The sequence below is a fragment of the Streptomyces sp. NPDC056222 genome, assembly GCF_042264065.1.
GTDB lineage: Bacteria > Actinomycetota > Actinomycetes > Streptomycetales > Streptomycetaceae > Streptomyces.
Window position 1 is genome coordinate 16,909 of the sequence record NZ_JBHJTL010000020.1, and the last position, 15,920, is coordinate 32,828.

17 protein-coding genes are annotated in these 15,920 nt (G+C 72.5%); 10 read left to right on the top strand and 7 right to left on the bottom strand.

Going from position 1 to position 15,920, the window contains the following annotated elements; all coding sequences use genetic code 11:
• Nucleotides 1–64: 64 nt before the first annotated feature.
• Nucleotides 65–553 (top strand): PaaI family thioesterase, encoded by a 489-nt coding sequence (locus tag ACFC0D_RS12500; RefSeq protein WP_376433982.1) that lies wholly within the window; start codon nucleotides 65–67, stop codon nucleotides 551–553.
• Between the two features lie 29 nt (nucleotides 554–582).
• Here the strand turns inward: ACFC0D_RS12500 and ACFC0D_RS12505 are convergent, their stop codons facing one another.
• The 3 genes from ACFC0D_RS12505 to ACFC0D_RS12515 form a co-directional block, all read right to left on the bottom strand.
• A complete protein-coding gene (locus tag ACFC0D_RS12505) occupies nucleotides 583–957 on the bottom strand; it encodes a luciferase family protein (protein ID WP_376433984.1) in 375 nt (124 codons plus the stop codon).
• A 394-nt stretch (nucleotides 958–1,351) separates the two neighbouring features.
• Nucleotides 1,352–1,960, bottom strand: a complete 609-nt coding sequence (locus ACFC0D_RS12510; protein ID WP_376433987.1) for a hypothetical protein — start codon at nucleotides 1,958–1,960, stop codon at nucleotides 1,352–1,354.
• 196 nt (nucleotides 1,961–2,156) lie between these two features.
• Entirely contained in the window at nucleotides 2,157–3,353 is a 1,197-nt protein-coding gene (locus tag ACFC0D_RS12515) for a PP2C family protein-serine/threonine phosphatase (protein ID WP_376433989.1), read from the bottom strand.
• 374 nt (nucleotides 3,354–3,727) lie between these two features.
• Here ACFC0D_RS12515 and ACFC0D_RS12520 point away from each other — a divergent pair, with 374 nt between their 5' ends.
• Genes ACFC0D_RS12520 through ACFC0D_RS12530 form a run of 3 tightly spaced genes read left to right on the top strand, consistent with a single transcriptional unit; the run spans nucleotide 3,728 to nucleotide 6,201 of the window.
• Nucleotides 3,728–4,597 carry an AAA family ATPase gene (locus ACFC0D_RS12520; protein WP_376433991.1) on the top strand — a complete coding sequence of 290 codons (870 nt, stop codon included), beginning with the start codon at nucleotides 3,728–3,730 and terminating at the stop codon, nucleotides 4,595–4,597.
• Complete coding sequence (locus ACFC0D_RS12525; RefSeq protein WP_376433993.1) at nucleotides 4,594–5,967, top strand: VWA domain-containing protein; 1,374 nt, start codon at nucleotides 4,594–4,596, stop codon at nucleotides 5,965–5,967. Before ACFC0D_RS12520 ends, ACFC0D_RS12525 begins: the two co-directional genes overlap by 4 nt.
• Before the next feature lie 24 nt (nucleotides 5,968–5,991).
• Complete coding sequence (locus ACFC0D_RS12530; protein WP_376433995.1) at nucleotides 5,992–6,201, top strand: DNA-binding protein; 210 nt, start codon at nucleotides 5,992–5,994, stop codon at nucleotides 6,199–6,201.
• Between the two features lie 3 nt (nucleotides 6,202–6,204).
• Here ACFC0D_RS12530 and dnaK read toward each other — a convergent pair whose 3' ends face one another.
• The gene (dnaK, locus tag ACFC0D_RS12535) at nucleotides 6,205–8,079 is read right to left on the bottom strand and encodes a molecular chaperone DnaK (RefSeq protein ID WP_376433997.1); all 1,875 of its coding nucleotides are present in this window, start codon (nucleotides 8,077–8,079) and stop codon (nucleotides 6,205–6,207) included.
• A gap of 94 nt (nucleotides 8,080–8,173) precedes the next feature.
• Between dnaK and ACFC0D_RS12540 the strand changes: the two genes are divergently transcribed.
• Complete coding sequence (locus ACFC0D_RS12540; protein WP_376433999.1) at nucleotides 8,174–8,542, top strand: hypothetical protein; 369 nt, start codon at nucleotides 8,174–8,176, stop codon at nucleotides 8,540–8,542.
• 197 nt (nucleotides 8,543–8,739) lie between these two features.
• Entirely contained in the window at nucleotides 8,740–9,888 is a 1,149-nt protein-coding gene (locus tag ACFC0D_RS12545) for a hypothetical protein (protein WP_376434001.1), read from the top strand.
• Nucleotides 9,889–9,992: 104 nt separating this feature from the next.
• On the opposite strand, the gene ACFC0D_RS12550 is transcribed toward ACFC0D_RS12545, so the two are convergent.
• Nucleotides 9,993–10,196 carry a cold-shock protein gene (locus tag ACFC0D_RS12550; protein WP_329112575.1) on the bottom strand — a complete coding sequence of 68 codons (204 nt, stop codon included), beginning with the start codon at nucleotides 10,194–10,196 and terminating at the stop codon, nucleotides 9,993–9,995.
• Between the two features lie 78 nt (nucleotides 10,197–10,274).
• Here ACFC0D_RS12550 and ACFC0D_RS12555 point away from each other — a divergent pair, with 78 nt between their 5' ends.
• Nucleotides 10,275–10,859, top strand: coding sequence for a nucleosidase (locus ACFC0D_RS12555; protein WP_376434004.1), 585 nt, complete (start codon nucleotides 10,275–10,277; stop codon nucleotides 10,857–10,859).
• A 9-nt stretch (nucleotides 10,860–10,868) separates the two neighbouring features.
• Here the strand turns inward: ACFC0D_RS12555 and ACFC0D_RS12560 are convergent, their stop codons facing one another.
• Nucleotides 10,869–11,849, bottom strand: a complete 981-nt coding sequence (locus tag ACFC0D_RS12560) for a helix-turn-helix domain-containing protein (protein WP_376434006.1) — start codon at nucleotides 11,847–11,849, stop codon at nucleotides 10,869–10,871.
• A 52-nt stretch (nucleotides 11,850–11,901) separates the two neighbouring features.
• Between ACFC0D_RS12560 and ACFC0D_RS12565 the strand changes: the two genes are divergently transcribed.
• Complete coding sequence (locus ACFC0D_RS12565; protein ID WP_376434008.1) at nucleotides 11,902–12,315, top strand: cupin domain-containing protein; 414 nt, start codon at nucleotides 11,902–11,904, stop codon at nucleotides 12,313–12,315.
• Between the two features lie 32 nt (nucleotides 12,316–12,347).
• Here the strand turns inward: ACFC0D_RS12565 and ACFC0D_RS12570 are convergent, their stop codons facing one another.
• Nucleotides 12,348–12,938: an HDIG domain-containing metalloprotein gene (locus ACFC0D_RS12570; RefSeq protein ID WP_376434010.1), complete on the bottom strand. Its 591-nt coding sequence runs from the start codon at nucleotides 12,936–12,938 to the stop codon at nucleotides 12,348–12,350.
• A 319-nt stretch (nucleotides 12,939–13,257) separates the two neighbouring features.
• Between ACFC0D_RS12570 and ACFC0D_RS12575 the strand changes: the two genes are divergently transcribed.
• A complete protein-coding gene (locus ACFC0D_RS12575; protein WP_376434012.1) occupies nucleotides 13,258–14,361 on the top strand; it encodes an LLM class flavin-dependent oxidoreductase in 1,104 nt (367 codons plus the stop codon).
• On the top strand, nucleotides 14,358–15,743 hold the full coding sequence (locus tag ACFC0D_RS12580) for an NtaA/DmoA family FMN-dependent monooxygenase (RefSeq protein ID WP_376434014.1): 1,386 nt from the start codon (nucleotides 14,358–14,360) through the stop codon (nucleotides 15,741–15,743). The genes ACFC0D_RS12575 and ACFC0D_RS12580 overlap by 4 nt, the downstream gene beginning before the upstream one ends.
• Nucleotides 15,744–15,920: the final 177 nt, after the last annotated feature.

Genomic DNA, 15,920 nt, shown 5'->3' on the forward strand with positions numbered 1-15,920 from the left:
AGGTCTAGCTTCGATCTTCGCAGCCAGGTGGTGCGGTCGGACGACGGAATGGAACGGAACGGGCATGAAGCGGTCACGCACGGTCGAGTGGGAGGACGCCGCGGCCACCGCGAGCGCGGCGGGGACGATGGCGGGCCTGGACTTCCTGCGGGAGATCGCGGCCGGCCGGCTCCCGGGCGCTCCCCTCGGGGCCCTGTTGGGCTTCTCCCTGGAGGAGGTGGAGCACGGCCGAGCGGTGTTCGGCTTCGAGCCGGCCGAGGAGCACTACAACCCGATCGGCAGTGTGCACGGGGGCGTGTACGCGACGCTCCTGGACTCGGCCGCGGGGTGCGCCGTGCACTCGACGCTCCCCCAGGGCATGGCGTACACCTCGCTGGACCTGTCGACCCGGTTCCTGCGCCCGATCACCATGGACACGGGGAAGATCCGCGCGATCGGCACGGTGATGAGCCAGGGCCGCCGCACGGCGCTCGCGGAGGCAGGTCTCTACGACTCCGCCGACCGCCTCCTCGGCCATGCCACGAGCACGTGCATGCTGTTCCCGACGGGGTGACGCGGGCGACCCTCCCGGAGGCGGTGCGGTCAGCGCGGCCCTGAGGTGAGGCAGGTGCGGGTACGGGTGCAGCCGTCGGGTGCGCTGTCCGGGACCCGGGTGGAGGCCTGCAGCGCGGCGCTCACCAGCGTCGTCAGCAGGTCGATGTCGGAGCCCATGTCCAGACGGACCGTCACCCAGCCCGATCCGGCGCGCAGTCGGACGGCGCTGGAGCCCAGCAGGGCGGGGCGGAGTTTCGCGATCATGGCTCGGGTGAGATGGACGTCGGCCTCGTGCTCGCCGTGGAAGTGCACGATGTCCTGTGTCGGGGTGCGCAGACCGAGTTCGGCGCCGCACTGGGCGCGACCGGGGACCAGCGAGGGCCAGCTCATCAGACGTTCACCGGCGTGCCGGGCTGTGTTCATACCCAGGAGCGTGCCGGGGCGAAGGGTCCTGCACAAGCGTCCGGCGGAAAGAATCCCGCCGAGGCGTGAAACCGATACATCCCTGGTGACGCAGGGCGCGCAGGGGCTCACAAAGCGCCTCGTACCGAGGGCTGTTCGGGAGCCCCGCGCGGTCCGCGACGGAGATCGGGCGGAGGACGTCGTGGCGCGATTCGGACGCCGGCCGTGACGCGCGCCGGGTGGCCGTGACGGGGGCCGGACGGCGGCCTTGTCGGGTCCGGACGGCGGCCGTGACGCGGTCGGGTGGCCCTGACGCGGTCCGGACGGCGGCCCGAGGGGCCCGAGGGACCCAAGGGGGCGGCGTGGGCCCGCGGGGGCGCGGTCATGGGAGCGACCCGAGCGGCCGCATCCGCGGTCAGGACGGCGGGGTGACGCCGGCGAAGACCACCTCGAACTCCTCGATGCTCCGCGTGATCACGCGCGCCTGCGCGCCGGCCTCGCCCCGGAGCGCCGCGACGCCGGCACGGGAGGCCGCCAGCGCGTCGCGGTCGCTCCAGACGACGCCCACGCTCGCCCGGCCCTTGGCACGGTCGACGAGCAGGGATCCACCGACGAAGCCGGGCAGGGCGTCGAGTCGGGGCAGTGCCACCTCCCGGAAGAAGTTCGCGAGGAGGTCCGTGTCAGCGGGGTCGAACTCCAGCCGTGCCAGCCGGAACCACGCTCCGGGTCCGACCGACCGCGGGGGCTTGGCGACCACAGCCTCCCAGTTGTCGACGGCCGCGGTCTGTGCGAACGGCGCGAGCTCCGTCGCCCGTCGCTCGCGCAGCTGCTCGTCGCTGTCCTGCCGGGACTTCTCGTCGTCCCACCAGGTGGCCGTCAGAAGCTTTCCGAGCTCTCGGTCGACGAAGAGCCCCATCCCCCGGAATCCCGGTAGCTCCGACACCAGGGCGCGGCCTTCGGAGGCGGTCGCGTCGACCGCGGCGTCGAGCTTGGCCGGATCTCCTGTCGCATACAGCGTGCGCACGTACACAGCGGTCCCTTCGTCCTGCCCGGCGCGGCGCCCGCGAGGGCTCGCCGGCCATGGGCGAGCCCGGGTGGACCCGCCTCCCTGCTCCATGCGACGACGTGGACCGCCGGGGCGCATCCGGGCCGGGGCGTCCGGGTGATCGGCGCCGCAGCGACCTGTCGGCGTCGCGGCCCCGGCGGTGCCCGCCGGACCCCTACGACGCGTGGCGTTCGCGGAGGCGGGCCGCGAGGACGGCGACGTCGTCCTCGGCGTGGCGGGCGTCGAGCCGCTGGAGGACCTCCTCCACGAGCTCCTCGGGCCCGGAACCGGGGCGCAGCCGGAGGGAGGACAGCCGGGCGAGCGAGACGTCGATGTCCTCGCCGCGCCGCTCGACCAGGCCGTCGGTGAAGAGGACGAGCGTGTCGGAGGGGGCGAGGGCGCGAGTGACGGGTTCGTAGCCACCGACGCCTGTGCCCAGCGGCGGTCCGACGGGGAGCTCGACGAGGTCGGCGGAGCCGTCGGCGGCGAAGATCACGGGTGGCAGGTGCCCGGCGCTCGCGAAGGTCGCCGCGCCGCGCGCCGGGTCGACCTGGACCATCAGGCAGGTCGCGGGCCGCAGCCCGCCGTCGTCCGCGACGACGGAGTCGAGCTGGCGCAGCACCCGATGGGGCGGGAGGTCCGTGGAGGCCACGTCCCGCAGCGCCGAGCGGTACGCGTTCATGTCGACGGCCGCGTCGAGACCGTGCCCCATCACGTCGCCGACGACGAGGAGGCTGCGGCCGAAGTGGAGCCGTACGGTCTCGAACCAGTCGCCGCCCACCAGCGTCCTGGCGCCGACCGGCAGATAGCGCCCGGCGACCTCCAGATTGGGGTGGGGCCGGCCCGGCTCCGCGACGAGCGCCTGCTGGAGGTGGAAGGCGGTCCGCTCGGTGGCGCCGAGCCGCCGGGCGTGGCCGAGATGGACGGCGGCGAGCCGTGCCGCGTCGTGGACGGTGGCCGTCTCGTGCTCGGTCGGAGCGGCGGCCCGCGCGCTGACGGCGCTCACGCACCCGATGACTCTGCCCTGCCACTCCAGGGGGGCCGACACGACCTGTACGGCGACGCCGCCGGGAGCCACGACTTCGAACGTACGAGGCGTCCTCTCGTCGTGCCGCGGCTCCACGCGGTCGACCAGCTTCGGGTCCCCGGCCACGGCGGCGCGCGCCCAGCCGGGCCCTTCCTCGGGCCGGACGTCCACGGCCGCCGCCTCGTACCCGTGCCGGCAGAGGAACGCGGCCAACTCCTCACAGACACCCTGCTCGTCGGGGCGCGAGCCGATCGCTCCGATCGCGTCCGTCGTGGCCCTCAGCCGGACCAGGACCGCCGCGTGTTCCTCGACCAGGGAGGCCTGTTCCCCCGCTCGTTCCGACAAGACACCTCCACCGTCGGCACGGCCCCGAGCAGCGCACACATCCATTGGACCAGCGGGGCGTCGTGCCCGCGCGCCGCACCGGCCGGACCAGGAGTCCATCACATTCCGTGACCCCACAACCAGAGCTTCCCGCGGCCACGGTACGCCGTGCCGGCGATCTCGTCCGACCATCACCACATTCTCCCCAGCACGCACCGCCGTCGCCTTGCGCGGCACCCTTCCCGTAACACCCGTAACCCCCGTATCACCCGTAACGTCGGTGACCTTGGCCGCACTTGCGGTCCGCGCGGTTGTGGAGTCCGGCGGAAGCTGATCGAGTGGGTTCCTGGCTACCGGCCAGTACAAGACGTCCGCGGCTCCGGGGAGAACCACCGATGACGACCGGGTACTTCACCTCCGTCGACGATGTCGCCGAGCGGCTCGCCGCCACCGGCTATCTGGCCTCGCCCGCCGTCGCCACCACCGTCTTCCTCGCCGACCGGCTCGGCAAGCCGCTCCTCGTCGAGGGCCCGGCGGGGGTCGGCAAGACCGAGCTGGCCAAGGCGGTCGCCCGGATCGCGGACGCCCGCCTCGTCCGGCTCCAGTGCTACGAAGGCGTCGACGAGTCCCGCGCCCTCTACGAGTGGAACCACGCGAAGCAGCTGCTGCGCATCACGGCCGGCCGCGAAGAGTCCTGGGACGAGACCCGTACGGACATCTTCAGCGAGGAGTTCCTGCTCCCCCGCCCCCTCCTAACCGCCATCCGCTCCGCCGATCCGACGGTGCTCCTCATCGACGAGACCGACAAGGCCGACATCGAGGTCGAGGGGCTGCTCCTCGAGGTGCTCAGCGACTTCCAGATCACCGTCCCCGAACTCGGCACGATCACCGCCACCCGGCGCCCCTTCGTCGTCCTCACCTCCAACGCGGGCCGCGAGCTCTCCGAGGCGCTGCGCCGCCGCTGTCTCTTCCTCCACATCGGCTTCCCCGAGGAGGAGCTGGAACGCCGGATCGTCACGACGAAGGTGCCGGGGCTCGACCAGGCGCTGGCCACCTCCGTGGTGCGGGTCGTCGGCGCGCTGCGCGCGATGGACCTGCGGAAGGCGCCGTCGGTCGCCGAGACGATCGACTGGGCCCGCACCCTGCTCGCCCTGGGCGCCGACACGCTCGACGAGACGGTGGTCCGCGACAGCCTGGGCGTGATCCTCAAGCATCAGGACGACATCCAGAAGGCGGCGGCCAAGCTCGACCTGGACGCGGTGTGAGCACCCCGCCGACGGCCGTGCCGGAGCGGCTCACCGGTCTGGTGCACGCTCTGCGGGCCCACGGCCTCTCCATCGGTACGGGCGAGAGTGTGGACGCGGGCCGTGCCCTGGAGGTGATCGGCTTCACCGACCGGGACCGGATGCGGGAGGCGCTCGCCGCCACCCTGCTCCACAAGGAGACGCACCGCACTCTCTTCGACCGCGTCTTCGACCTGTACTTCCCCCTGACCGCCGGCCCGGACGAGAAGGGCGCCGCAGAGGCGTTCGACACGGCCGCGCTACGGGAGCGCCTGGCGGCCGCGCTGGCCGCCGACGACCGGCCGGCCCTGACGCAGCTCGCGGGCGAGGCGGTGGGCGGCCTCGGCGGGTTCGGTTCCGCACCGGACTCCGACGGCTGGTCCTCGTACCAGACCCTCGCCCGACTCCGCCCCGAGACGCTGCTCGCGCGCGTGCGGGCCATGCTCCGGGAAGCCGCGGCGGACGGCCCCGACTTCACCGACCGGCTGACGGACGACGAGATCCGGCGGCGCATCGAGGCCTTCCGTGAACGGGTGCGGACCGAGGCCCGGCGGCGGGTCGCCGAGCGCCAGGGCCGGGACCGGGTCGCGCGGCGGGCCGTCGCCGGCACGGCGGACAGTGTCGACTTCCTGCTCGCGGGCCGCGCCCAGCTGGACGAACTGCGCACGACCGTACGGCCCTTGGCGCGGAAGCTGGCCACCCGTCTCGCGGCCCGGCGGCGCCGCGCCGCCCGGGGACAGATCGATCTGCGGCGTACGCTGCGCGGCTCGCTGTCGACGGGGGGCGTTCCGATGCGGCCGGTGCTGCGGCGCCGCCGTCCCGGGCGGCCGGAGCTCGTCCTGCTCTGCGATGTGTCCGGATCCGTCGCCGGGTTCGCGAACTTCACGATGTTGCTGGTCCAGGCCCTGCACGACCAGTTCAGCAGGGTCCGGGTCTTCGCCTTCGTCAACCGGGTCGACGAGGTGACCGATCTGATCGCGCGGGGCGCGGCGGATCCGGCGGGTCTCGGCGCGCGCATCCTCGAAGAGGCCGAACTGACGGGCTGGCACGGTCAGAGCGACTACGGCACGGCGCTGGGCGAGTTCACCGAGCGGTACGCCGACGCCATCGGCCCGCGCACCGCCGTGTTCGTCCTCGGGGACGCCCGGACGAACATGAGCGACCCGAACCTGCCGGCGCTGAAGTTGATCGCGGACCGGGCCCGCCGGATCCACTGGCTCAACCCCGAGCAGCCCTCGCTCTGGTCGACGGGCGACTCCGTTGCACTCACCTACGCCGAGCTGGTGGAGATGCACCCGTGCCGCAACGCGCGGCAGCTGGGCGAACTGATCGGGCGGCTGCTGCCGATCTGACGGCCGTCGTGGCACCATCGCGGCATGACGAAGCCGAACGAGTCACCGGGCACGGATCTTCCGCGCGGCATCGGAGCACCCGCCACACGAGCCTTCACCGCTGCCGGTTACACCATGCTCGAGCAGTTCGCCGGAGTATCCAGGGCCGAACTCCTGGCACTGCACGGCGTGGGCCCCAAGGCGCTTCGTGTGATCCAGGAGCGCCTGGAGGAGCGCGGACTGTCGCTCGGCTGATCCTCAACCGCCGCGCTTCCGCTCCTCTTCGTCGTCGACGATCTCGGCGTCCACCACCTCGTCGTCGACCGTGGCCTCGCCCTGCGGGGCGTCGCCGCCGGCGGCCTGGCCTGCCTGCGCGCCGGCGTACATCGCCTGGCCGAGCTTCTGTGAGACGGCTGCGAGCTTCTCCGTGGCGGTACGGATCTCCTCCGCGCTGTCGCCCTCTCCGGACGCGCCCTTGAGCTTCTCCTTCAGCTCGGCGACGGCGGCCTCGACCTCGGTCCTGACTTCACCGGGGACCTTGTCCTCGTTGTCCTTGAGGAACCTCTCCGTCTGGTAGACGAGCTGCTCGCCCTGGTTACGGGACTCGGCGGCCTCGCGACGACGGTGATCCTCGTCCGCGTACTTCTCGGCCTCCTGGCGCATCCGGTCGACCTCGTCCTTCGGCAGCGAGGAGCCACCGGTGACGGTCATCTTCTGCTCCTTGCCCGTGCCCAGGTCCTTCGCGGTCACGTGCATGATGCCGTTGGCGTCGATGTCGAACGCGACCTCGATCTGCGGGACACCACGCGGGGCCGGCGGCAGACCGGTCAGCTCGAACATCCCGAGCTTCTTGTTGTACGCCGCGATCTCGCGCTCACCCTGGAACACCTGGATCTGCACCGACGGCTGGTTGTCCTCCGCCGTCGTGAAGACCTCCGAACGCTTGGTCGGGATCGTGGTGTTGCGCTCGATGAGCTTGGTCATGATGCCGCCCTTGGTCTCGATACCGAGCGACAGCGGGGTCACATCCAGGAGCAGGACGTCCTTGACCTCACCCTTGAGCACACCGGCCTGCAGGGCGGCGCCGATGGCGACGACCTCGTCCGGGTTCACACCCTTGTGCGGGTCCTTGCCCGTCAACTCCCGCACCAGCTCGGTCACCGCGGGCATCCGGGTCGAACCGCCCACGAGGATCACATGGTCGACGTCGGACACCTCGACCCTGGCGTCCTCGACCGCCTGATGGAACGGGGTCTTGCACCGCTCGAGCAGATCGGCGGTCAGCTGCTCGAACTCGGCCCGGGTGAGCTTCTCCTCCAGGTGCAGCGGACCGTCGGCCGAAGCGCTCACGTACGGCAGGTTGATCGACGTCTCCGTCGCCGCCGACAGCTCGATCTTCGCCTTCTCGGCAGCCTCCCGAAGACGCTGCAGCGCCATCTTGTCCTTGGCCAGGTCCACCCCGTACGCGTTCTTGAACCGCTTCACCAGATGGTCGACGACCCGCTGGTCCCAGTCGTCGCCGCCCAGGTGCGTGTCACCGTTGGTCGCCTTCACCTCGACCAGGCCCTCGCCGATCTCCAGGAGCGACACGTCGAAGGTGCCGCCACCGAGGTCGAAGACGAGGATCGTCTGGTCGCTCTCCTTGTCGAGGCCGTAGGCCAGCGCCGCGGACGTCGGCTCGTTGATGATCCGCAGGACGTTGAGGCCCGCGATCTCACCGGCCTCCTTCGTCGCGGTGCGCTGGCTGTCGTTGAAGTACGCCGGCACGGTGACGACGGCGTCCGTCACGTCCTCGCCCAGATACGCCTCGGCGTCCCGCTTCAGCTTCTGCAGCACGCGCGCCGAGATCTCCTGCGCCGTGTAGCGCCTGCCGTCGATCTCACCGCTCTCCGGGAAGCGCCACTTCGCTTCTCCGACGTGCCGTTTGATCGACCGGGCGGTGCGCTCCACGTTGGTCACGGCCTGCCGTTTGGCGACCTCACCGACCAGCACCTCGCCGTTCTTCGCGAAGGCGACCACGGACGGCGTGGTCCGCGCGCCCTCGGTGTTCGTGACGACCGCGGGCTCGCCGCCCTCCAGGACGGACACGACGGAGTTCGTCGTTCCGAGGTCGATACCGACTGCGCGTGACATCGCCCTCTCCTCCGCCCGGCCCCGTCTGGCAGCTACCCACAAGCGGCCCGATCATGGAAGGAAGATGTGTGGTGACGGGCGGCGGTGAGGCGTGATGGCTCGGGTGACGGTCGAAGGCACCGACATCGTCGTCCGGCTGTCCCTGCGCGAGACCCTGGCCGCGCGCCGCAGGCAGGTCCGGGTGCCGCTGACCGCTCTGCGTGAGGTGCGCGTCGAGCCGGACTGGTGGCGGGCCCTGCGCGGGCTGCGCGGCCCAGGGCTGTGGATCCCCGACCGTCTGTGCGTGGGGACCCGCGTCCTGCCCGACGGCAAGGACTTCGCCGTGGTCGTACCGGGCAGGCCGGTGCTCTGCCTCGAACTGCGCCGCGGTGCCCCGTACGGTCGCCTTGCCGTCTCCGACCCCGATCCGGAGCGAGCCGTACGAGAGCTGCGGCCGTACGTCCCCACGGACCGGCTGGGCTGACGACGGACCGGCCGCCCGACGACGGAGCCGCCCGGAGCCGGGCGCGGGCCACGCGGTTTGGCGTCGGGGACGACGGGCACCCGCGAGGTGCGGGGCGGCGGCAGGGAGAGTTCGCTTCGCCATCACGCTCCGCATCCGGGCGGACACGCCGGGCCCACGGCCGCGCGCCCGTCGCATCCACGCGTCTGGGGGACGTCATGGAACTCGCCTTCCTCAAACCGCTCTTCGCCCGCCCGGGCCCCTGGGCCTCGGTCTACATCGAGACCACCCGCGCCACGGAGGACGCGGCGAAGATCCAGCAGCTGCGTGAGCGCGCCATCGCGGGACAGCTCATCGACGCGGGCGCCGACGGATACACGACGAGGGCGGTGATGGAGCGGCTGGCGCACGAGCCCGTCGCCGGGACACCACCCGGCCGGGCGCTGTTCGCCTCCGGCGCCGAGGTCGTCCTCGACGTGCCGCTCACCCTCCCCCCGCCCGCCGGCGAGGCGACCTGGTCCCTGCTGCCCCATGTGTCACCGCTGGCCGCCCTGCGCGGCGACGCGCCGGCCTGCCTGGTGGCGTACATCGACCGCATGGGCGCCGATCTGGAGCTGCGTGAAGGCCACGACCGTACGACCGTGGGCGAGGCCCGAGGAACGGAGTGGCAGGGCCGTGGACACCGCGGCGTCCCCACCGACCGGTACGAATGGCACTACCGCAACAAGGTCGAGAACAGCTGGAACGAGACCGCCGACATCATCGTGGCCGAGATCGTCCGGCAATGGCCGGTGAGCGGAGCCGAGCTGCTGGTTCTGGCCGGTGAAGCCCGGGAGCGCCGGGCCGTGCACAACCGGCTGCCGGAGCGGGTGCGGGAGGCCACCGTCGAGGCGGAGAGCGGCGGCCGGTCCCCCGGCTCCGCCATGACGGCGCTCGACCGTGAGATCGAGCGGGCCTGCGAGACGTATGCCCGGGACCGGCTCCACCGGACGCTCGAACGCTTCCACCGGGGCCGGGGCAAGCCCGGCGAGCATCGCGAAGCCTCGGTGGACACCGGCCCCGGGGAGGCGGCGGAGGGGATCCCGGCGGTCGTGGACGCCGCCCGCAACCATCAGGTGGCCACCCTGCTGCTCACCCCGGAGGCCGCCGACGCGGGCCGCCAGGTCTGGATCGGCCCGGGCGTCGACGAGGTGGCCGTGCAGCGCGGCGAGGCCCGTGCGATGGGGGTTCCCCGGCCCGAGCAGGCGCGGGCGGACGACGCGGTGCTGCGAGCGGCCGCGGCCGCCGACTGCGACGTGCTCGTGGTCCCCGAGGGGATGCGTGGCCCGGCGGGCGGGCTGGGGGCGGTACTGCGCTGGAGTATGTGACTCCGCTTCGTCGGGCCGGAGCGCGATGCTTCGGCGCGGCGGGGTGCTTCAGTACCGCTGCATCAGTGCCGGTACATCACCGCCACTGCTTCACTGCCGGGGCTTCAGCCTGCGGTGACGTTCTCCGCCTGGGGTCCCTTCGGTCCCTGGACGACGTCGAACTCGACCTTCTGTCCCTCCTGGAGTTCGCGGTATCCGGTGCTGGCGATGGCCGAGTAGTGGACGAAGACGTCCGGGCCACCACCGTCCTGGGCTATGAAGCCGAAGCCCTTCTCCGCGTTGAACCACTTCACTGTTCCGGTTGCCATGGTGATCTCCTTGGCGAATGCGGACACCTCCATCGTCCCTCGGCGCGGCCGGGAAGTCCCGGCGGGTAGCGTGGGCGCATGGAACTCATCGGAGAGATCACGGCCGACCGGCCCCTGCTCGTCCTGGCAGTCAAGGAGGAGGCGCAGTTCCTCGACACCGATCTGCCGATCCTCCTGACCGGTATGGGCAAGGTGAACGCGGCGACCGCGCTGGCGACCGCGCTGGGCCGGGGCACCCGCCCGTCGGGGGTCGTCAATCTGGGGACCGCGGGGGCGCTGCGTCCGGGATGGGCCGGCACGCACGTCGTCGGCACGGTGATCCAGCACGATCTCGACGGCGAGCTGCTCGCGACGCTGACCGGGGAGACCTTCGGGGAGCCGCTGGCCCTCCCGGACGGCGGTGATGTGGTCCTGGCGACCGGCGACGCCTTCATCTCCGACGAGGCCGCCCGTGCCCGGCTGGCCGAGCGGGCGCCGCTGGTCGACATGGAGGGCTACGCCCTGGCGGTCGCGGCGGGCCTGGCCGGGGTACCGATCCGGATCGTCAAGCACGTGAGCGACGAGGCGGGCGACGGCGCGGCCAGGACCTGGCGGGAGTCGGTCGCGGACTGTGCACGGGCGCTCGCGGAGTGGGCCGAGGCCCACACCCCGTACCGCTCCTGAGGTTCCCGGTCAGCCGGCTGCCGGGCCGAAGCGTCGGCGGTACGCGGACGGGGAGAGCCCTGTCTCGCGGTTCATCAGGGCCCGGAGATTGGCTGCCGTACCCAGGCCGCTGGCGCGGGCGACGACGTCGAAGCGGGACTCGCCCCGCTCGATCAGGCGGCAGGCCAGCGCCACCCGCTCGCCGGTGAGCCAGGCCAGCGGGGTCGTACCGAGCTGGGCCCGGAACCGGCGGTGCAGCGTCGCGGGGCTGACGGCCGCGCGGGTGGCGAGACCGGCGACGGTCAGCGGGGAGCCGAGGCGTTCCTGGGCCCACGCGAGCAGTGGGGCGAGGGACTCGTCGGGCAGGTCGGGGACCGGTCGCTCCACGAACTGCCGCTGTCCGCCGTCACGGTGGGCCGCGAAGACAAGGCGGCGACTGACCGAGTTGGCGACCTCCGCGCCGTGGTCGCGGCGGACCACGTGGAGTCCGAGATCGAGGGCGGCGGCGCTGCCCGCGGCCGTGAGGATGTCGCCGTCGTCCACGAACAGGACGTCCGGTTCGAGGTGTACGGAGGGGAATCGGGCGCGGAAGGAGTCCGCCCACTGCCAGTGGGCGGTGGCGCGTCGGCCGTCGAGGACTCCGGCCTCGGCGAGGGTGAAGGCACCGCTGCAGAAGCCGACGAGGCGTGCGCCGCGCGCGTGGGCGCGCCGGATCGCGTCGAGCACGGCCGGCCGACGGGGCACCTCGACGTCGGGGCGGTTGGGGACGATCAGGGTGTCGGCGGTGTCGGCCGCCTCGAGCCCGGCGACGCCCGTGAGGGTGAAGAAGCCGTCCCTCATGAGGGTGCGGGGCTCGGGCGAGCAGAGCCGGAAGTCGTAGAGCTCGCGGCCGAGTTCGGGGCGGCGCAGACCGAAGACCTCGGTGGCGCAACCCAGCTCGAAGGGGTTGGAGTTGGCGTCGACGATCACGACGACGCGGTGCGGCGACGCGTGCGAGGATCCTTGCGGCATATGCTCTTTCTAGCACTCACGCCGGGCGGCGGTCAGGGCGCAGGATGGCCGTATGAGCCAGAAGACCTCTGTGAACAGTGACCCCATCGCCCTCTCGGCGGCGCTCGCCTCCTTCGACGACCTGTGGAGTCCGCGCATCGTGACGCAGGTGAACGACTACGACGTGCGCGTCGCGAAGGTGGCGGGCGAGCATGTGTGGCACGCGCACGACGACACCGACGAGTTCTTCCTCGTGATCGAGGGAGAGCTGCACATCTCGCTGCGCGAGGAGGGCGTGGAGCGCACGGTGACGCTGCCGCGCGGCTCGGTCTTCACCGTCCCCCGGGGCGTCGAGCACCGCCCGTACGCCCCGTCCGGCGCGTCGATCCTGCTCTTCGAACCGACGGGCACGCTGTCGGTCGGTGACCGCCACGACGAGATCCCGGACCATGTCGACGCGACGACGGGCCACGCGCTCGGCGGCTGAGCCACGCATCGAGAGCACCCGGCTCGACGGGTTCACACCGGGAACGCCGCCTGGAAGGCGAGTCGCTGATCCGCGCCGTCGCCGATCCGACCCAGCAGATCGTCCAGCGCGAGGTACTCCTCCCAGGCCTGCCCGCCGGTCGCCTCGGCCAGCCGGGCGACGACGAGGTCCTCCAGCTCCGGGACGCGCTTGTTCTTCCACACCTTGTCGGCCGTGCTCACCAGCAGGTCCTCGAACGCGACCGCGGGATCCGTCCAGGAGGCGTGGGTGGCGGCGAAGCGGGCGAGATCCGGCGGGAAGCCGTGAGCCTCCAGCAGCGCACGGCCCGACTCCTCGTGCGAGGAGCCGGGCCCGGACAGCTCGTCGGTGTGGACCGTCTTGCCGATGTCGTGGGTGGCGGCGCCGAAGAGGACCGCGTCGCGGTCGACGGCGAGGTCCGGGCAGCGCCGCTCCACCCAGTCGACGAGTTCGGCGGCCACGTCGTGGACGGCACGCAGGTGGGCGGCGAGGCGGGGCGGGGCTTCGAGTGCCTCGAGGAGAGCGGCGACGGACGGTGGGAGCGGGCGGAGCGGCGGGTCGGCGGGGGTGTGCAGGGCTCGCAGCAGGGTGTCGGAGGAGGGCACCCGGTCAGCCTAACGAGCCGTCCCCGCGGCGTATTTCGCACCCCACCGCACCGGACGACGAACGTTCTTGACAGCCCGGAAGGTCGCCTGCCTAAGCTGAAGCGTTCCCTTCCGGATCTGTGGAGGCAGCTGTGCGGACACCGACTGCGACGCCCCGTGGTGGCGCGCGGGCCGGTGCACGGCTGTGCTGCCGTCGGCATGTCGACTTCTGCCGTACGTCCTCCGCCATCTGTCCTTCCACGCACGTCTGATCACCTCCTCTCCCCGGTCGCGTCCTCGACGCGTCCGCGGTTTCACGTGTGCCCTCGGAAGGACTCCCATGCCCCATCCAGCCCTGCATCTCGCCGTGGAGATCGACGGCGACGGCGCCCATCCGGCCGCTTGGCGCCGGGCCGCCCACACCCCCGGCGAGTTGCTGACGCCGCGGCGCCTCGCGCGGGTCGCGGCCTTCGCCGAGAACGCCGGCTTCACCTTCGTCACCCTGGACGACAGCCTCCTCCCGCCCGGATCGGGTGCCGATACCGTGGGACGCGTCGGCGCGGTGGAGCGCGCCGCGTTCATCGCCGCCTCGACCGAAACGCTCGGCATCGCCCCGGCCGTCGCCACCACCTATGCCGAGCCGTTCCACGTCTCCTCGCAGCTCGCCACCCTCGATCACGTCTCCACCGGACGCGCCGCCTGGCTGGTGACCACCGAGGAGAGCGCCGAGGCCGCCCGCGCCTGGGGGCGGCCTCGGGTGGAGGGCGCCGAAGCCCTCGCGCGGGAGGCCCATGACGCGGTCCGCGTGGTGCGCGACCTGTGGGATTCCTGGGAGGACGACGCGGTCGTCCGCTCCGTCGCCACGAGCCGCTACCTCGACCGGGACCGGCTGCATTCCATCGACTTCGCGGGCGAGACGTACACGGTCAAGGGCCCCGCGATCGTGCCGCGACCGCCCCAGGGCCGGCCTGTGGTGATCGCCCGTACCGGGCTCGTACCACCCGAGCTCATCGACATCGCCCTGGTCGACGGCGCCACCCCGGCCGAAGCGGGCGAGGCCGCGGCCGGTGCCGGCGCGCCGCTCGCTTTCGCCGAGGTCGAGGTCGCCCTGGACACCGCGCGGGAGTCGGCCCGGGAGCGGATCGCGGATCTGGAGCGCCACTCACCGTGGGAGCCGCCCTCTCCACGCGACCGGGACCGGCTGCGCTACACCGGATCCGCGTCCGGACTCGTCGTGTTCCTCGAGGAGTTGGGCCGTCACGTCGACGGTGTACGGCTGCATCCGCTCGTCCTGGACGAGGATCTGGCCGTGCTTTCCCGCCTGGTCCTGCCGGAACTCTTCGCCCGGAGGATCGGCGCCCGCCCGCTGCCGGGCGCCACGCTCCGCACCGCGCTGGGCCTCCCCCGCCCCGCGAGCCGTTTCGCCGAGGAGGCCGCACGATGACCCGCACCGACCTCGCCGATGTACCCCGTCCGGACGCCCGGTTGCACTTCGGTGTGTTCTTCCAGGGGGTCAACCACTGGACGATCTGGTCCGATCCGGCAAGCGGCTCGCAGATCGCCCCGGCCTCCTTCCGGCGGGTCGCGCAGACAGCCGAACGGGGCCTCTTCGACGCCTTCTTCCTCGGCGACGGCCTACGCCTGCGTGAGGTGGACGGCCGCATCCACGAACTCGACGTCGCCGGACGCCCCGACTCGATCACCCAGTTGTCCGCGCTCGCCGCGGTGACGGACCGGATCGGTCTGGTCAGCACCTCGAACACCACCTTCAACGAGCCGGGCGACCTCGCGCGGCGCCTCTCGGGGCTCGATCTCCTCTCGCGGGGCCGGGCCGGCTGGAACGTCGTCACCACCGACAACGCCTGGACCGGCGCCAACTTCCGGCGGGGCGGCTTCCTCGACCACGCCGACCGCTACCGGCGCGCCGAGGAGTTCCTGACCACCGCCCGGGCGATCTGGGACGGCTGGGCGGACGGCGCGGTCGCCGGCACGGCCGACGTCCGGTCCTGGTCGGTGCCCGGCGCGGTGAGCCGTGTGCGGCACAGCGGGGCGCAGTTCGATCTCGACCTCGTCCCCACGCTGCCGCGCAGCGCGCAGGGCCATCCGGTGATCTTCCAGGCGGGCGACTCCGCGGACGGCCGCGCCTTCGCCGCCCGGCACGCGGACGTCATCTTCTCCGCCCACGGTACGGAGTTCGACGACGCACTCGCCTTCGCCGAGGACATCCGGCGTCGCCTGCGGGCGGCGGGGCGGCCGGAGGACGATCTGCGGATCCTGCCCGGTACGGAGATCATCATCGGAGCCACCGAGAAGGAGGCGGAGGAGAAGGCGCGCTGGGTGCGGCTCGAACAGGTCACGCCCGCCACCGCGTTGGGCATCGCCGGGCTGCTGTGGGGCATCGACCTGTCGGAGCGCGACGCCGAAGGACCACTCCCCGCCGAGGACCCCGTGGTCGTGGAGAACACGGGCGCGTTCGGCGCGCGCAGGATCGCCGATCCGCGGGCCGTGGTGGCCGAGTGGCGTGCCAAGGCGGAGGCGAACGGCTGGTCCCTGCGCGAGACGGTCATCGAGCTGGGGCCGCAGCGCGGGCATGTGGGCACGCCCGCCGGTCTCGCCGAGAAGTTCATCCGGTTCGCGCGGCACGGTGCGATCGACGGCTTCAACATCTCGCCGTATCTGATTCCCGACGGGCTCGACGACATCGTGGACCTGCTCGTGCCGGAGCTCCAGGAACGAGGGGCGTACCGGAGCGCCTACACCGGTACGACGCTGAGGGAGCATCTCGGCCTGCGCGAGGCCCGACGGCCGCAGGCACGGGAGAGCTAGCGGGTGCGGGGCGGGGTCCGCGGACCCCGCCCCGCCGTGCGCCACGACAGCGGCAGGTCGAGGAAGGACAGGGCGCCCTCGGGTGAGCCGCTCACGGTCTGTGTCCGGGAGACGGACGCTGCCGGCCGGCACCACGACGAGTGGGTGGGAGCCGGGAGCGAGCCGGACCGTTCGCCG

What these genes read in the sequence shown, in the direction of transcription:
- ACFC0D_RS12500 (WP_376433982.1), top strand. Translation starts at nt 65, where the DNA reads ATGAAGCGGTCACGCACGGTCGAGTGGGAGGACGCCGCGGCCACCGCG.
- ACFC0D_RS12505 (WP_376433984.1), bottom strand. Translation starts at nt 957, where the DNA reads ATGAACACAGCCCGGCACGCCGGTGAACGTCTGATGAGCTGGCCCTCG.
- ACFC0D_RS12520 (WP_376433991.1), top strand. Translation starts at nt 3,728, where the DNA reads ATGACGACCGGGTACTTCACCTCCGTCGACGATGTCGCCGAGCGGCTC.
- ACFC0D_RS12530 (WP_376433995.1), top strand. Translation starts at nt 5,992, where the DNA reads ATGACGAAGCCGAACGAGTCACCGGGCACGGATCTTCCGCGCGGCATC.
- dnaK (WP_376433997.1), bottom strand. Translation starts at nt 8,079, where the DNA reads ATGTCACGCGCAGTCGGTATCGACCTCGGAACGACGAACTCCGTCGTG.
- ACFC0D_RS12540 (WP_376433999.1), top strand. Translation starts at nt 8,174, where the DNA reads ATGGCTCGGGTGACGGTCGAAGGCACCGACATCGTCGTCCGGCTGTCC.
- ACFC0D_RS12545 (WP_376434001.1), top strand. Translation starts at nt 8,740, where the DNA reads ATGGAACTCGCCTTCCTCAAACCGCTCTTCGCCCGCCCGGGCCCCTGG.
- ACFC0D_RS12550 (WP_329112575.1), bottom strand. Translation starts at nt 10,196, where the DNA reads ATGGCAACCGGAACAGTGAAGTGGTTCAACGCGGAGAAGGGCTTCGGC.
- ACFC0D_RS12555 (WP_376434004.1), top strand. Translation starts at nt 10,275, where the DNA reads ATGGAACTCATCGGAGAGATCACGGCCGACCGGCCCCTGCTCGTCCTG.
- ACFC0D_RS12560 (WP_376434006.1), bottom strand. Translation starts at nt 11,849, where the DNA reads ATGCCGCAAGGATCCTCGCACGCGTCGCCGCACCGCGTCGTCGTGATC.
- ACFC0D_RS12565 (WP_376434008.1), top strand. Translation starts at nt 11,902, where the DNA reads ATGAGCCAGAAGACCTCTGTGAACAGTGACCCCATCGCCCTCTCGGCG.
- ACFC0D_RS12575 (WP_376434012.1), top strand. Translation starts at nt 13,258, where the DNA reads ATGCCCCATCCAGCCCTGCATCTCGCCGTGGAGATCGACGGCGACGGC.
- ACFC0D_RS12580 (WP_376434014.1), top strand. Translation starts at nt 14,358, where the DNA reads ATGACCCGCACCGACCTCGCCGATGTACCCCGTCCGGACGCCCGGTTG.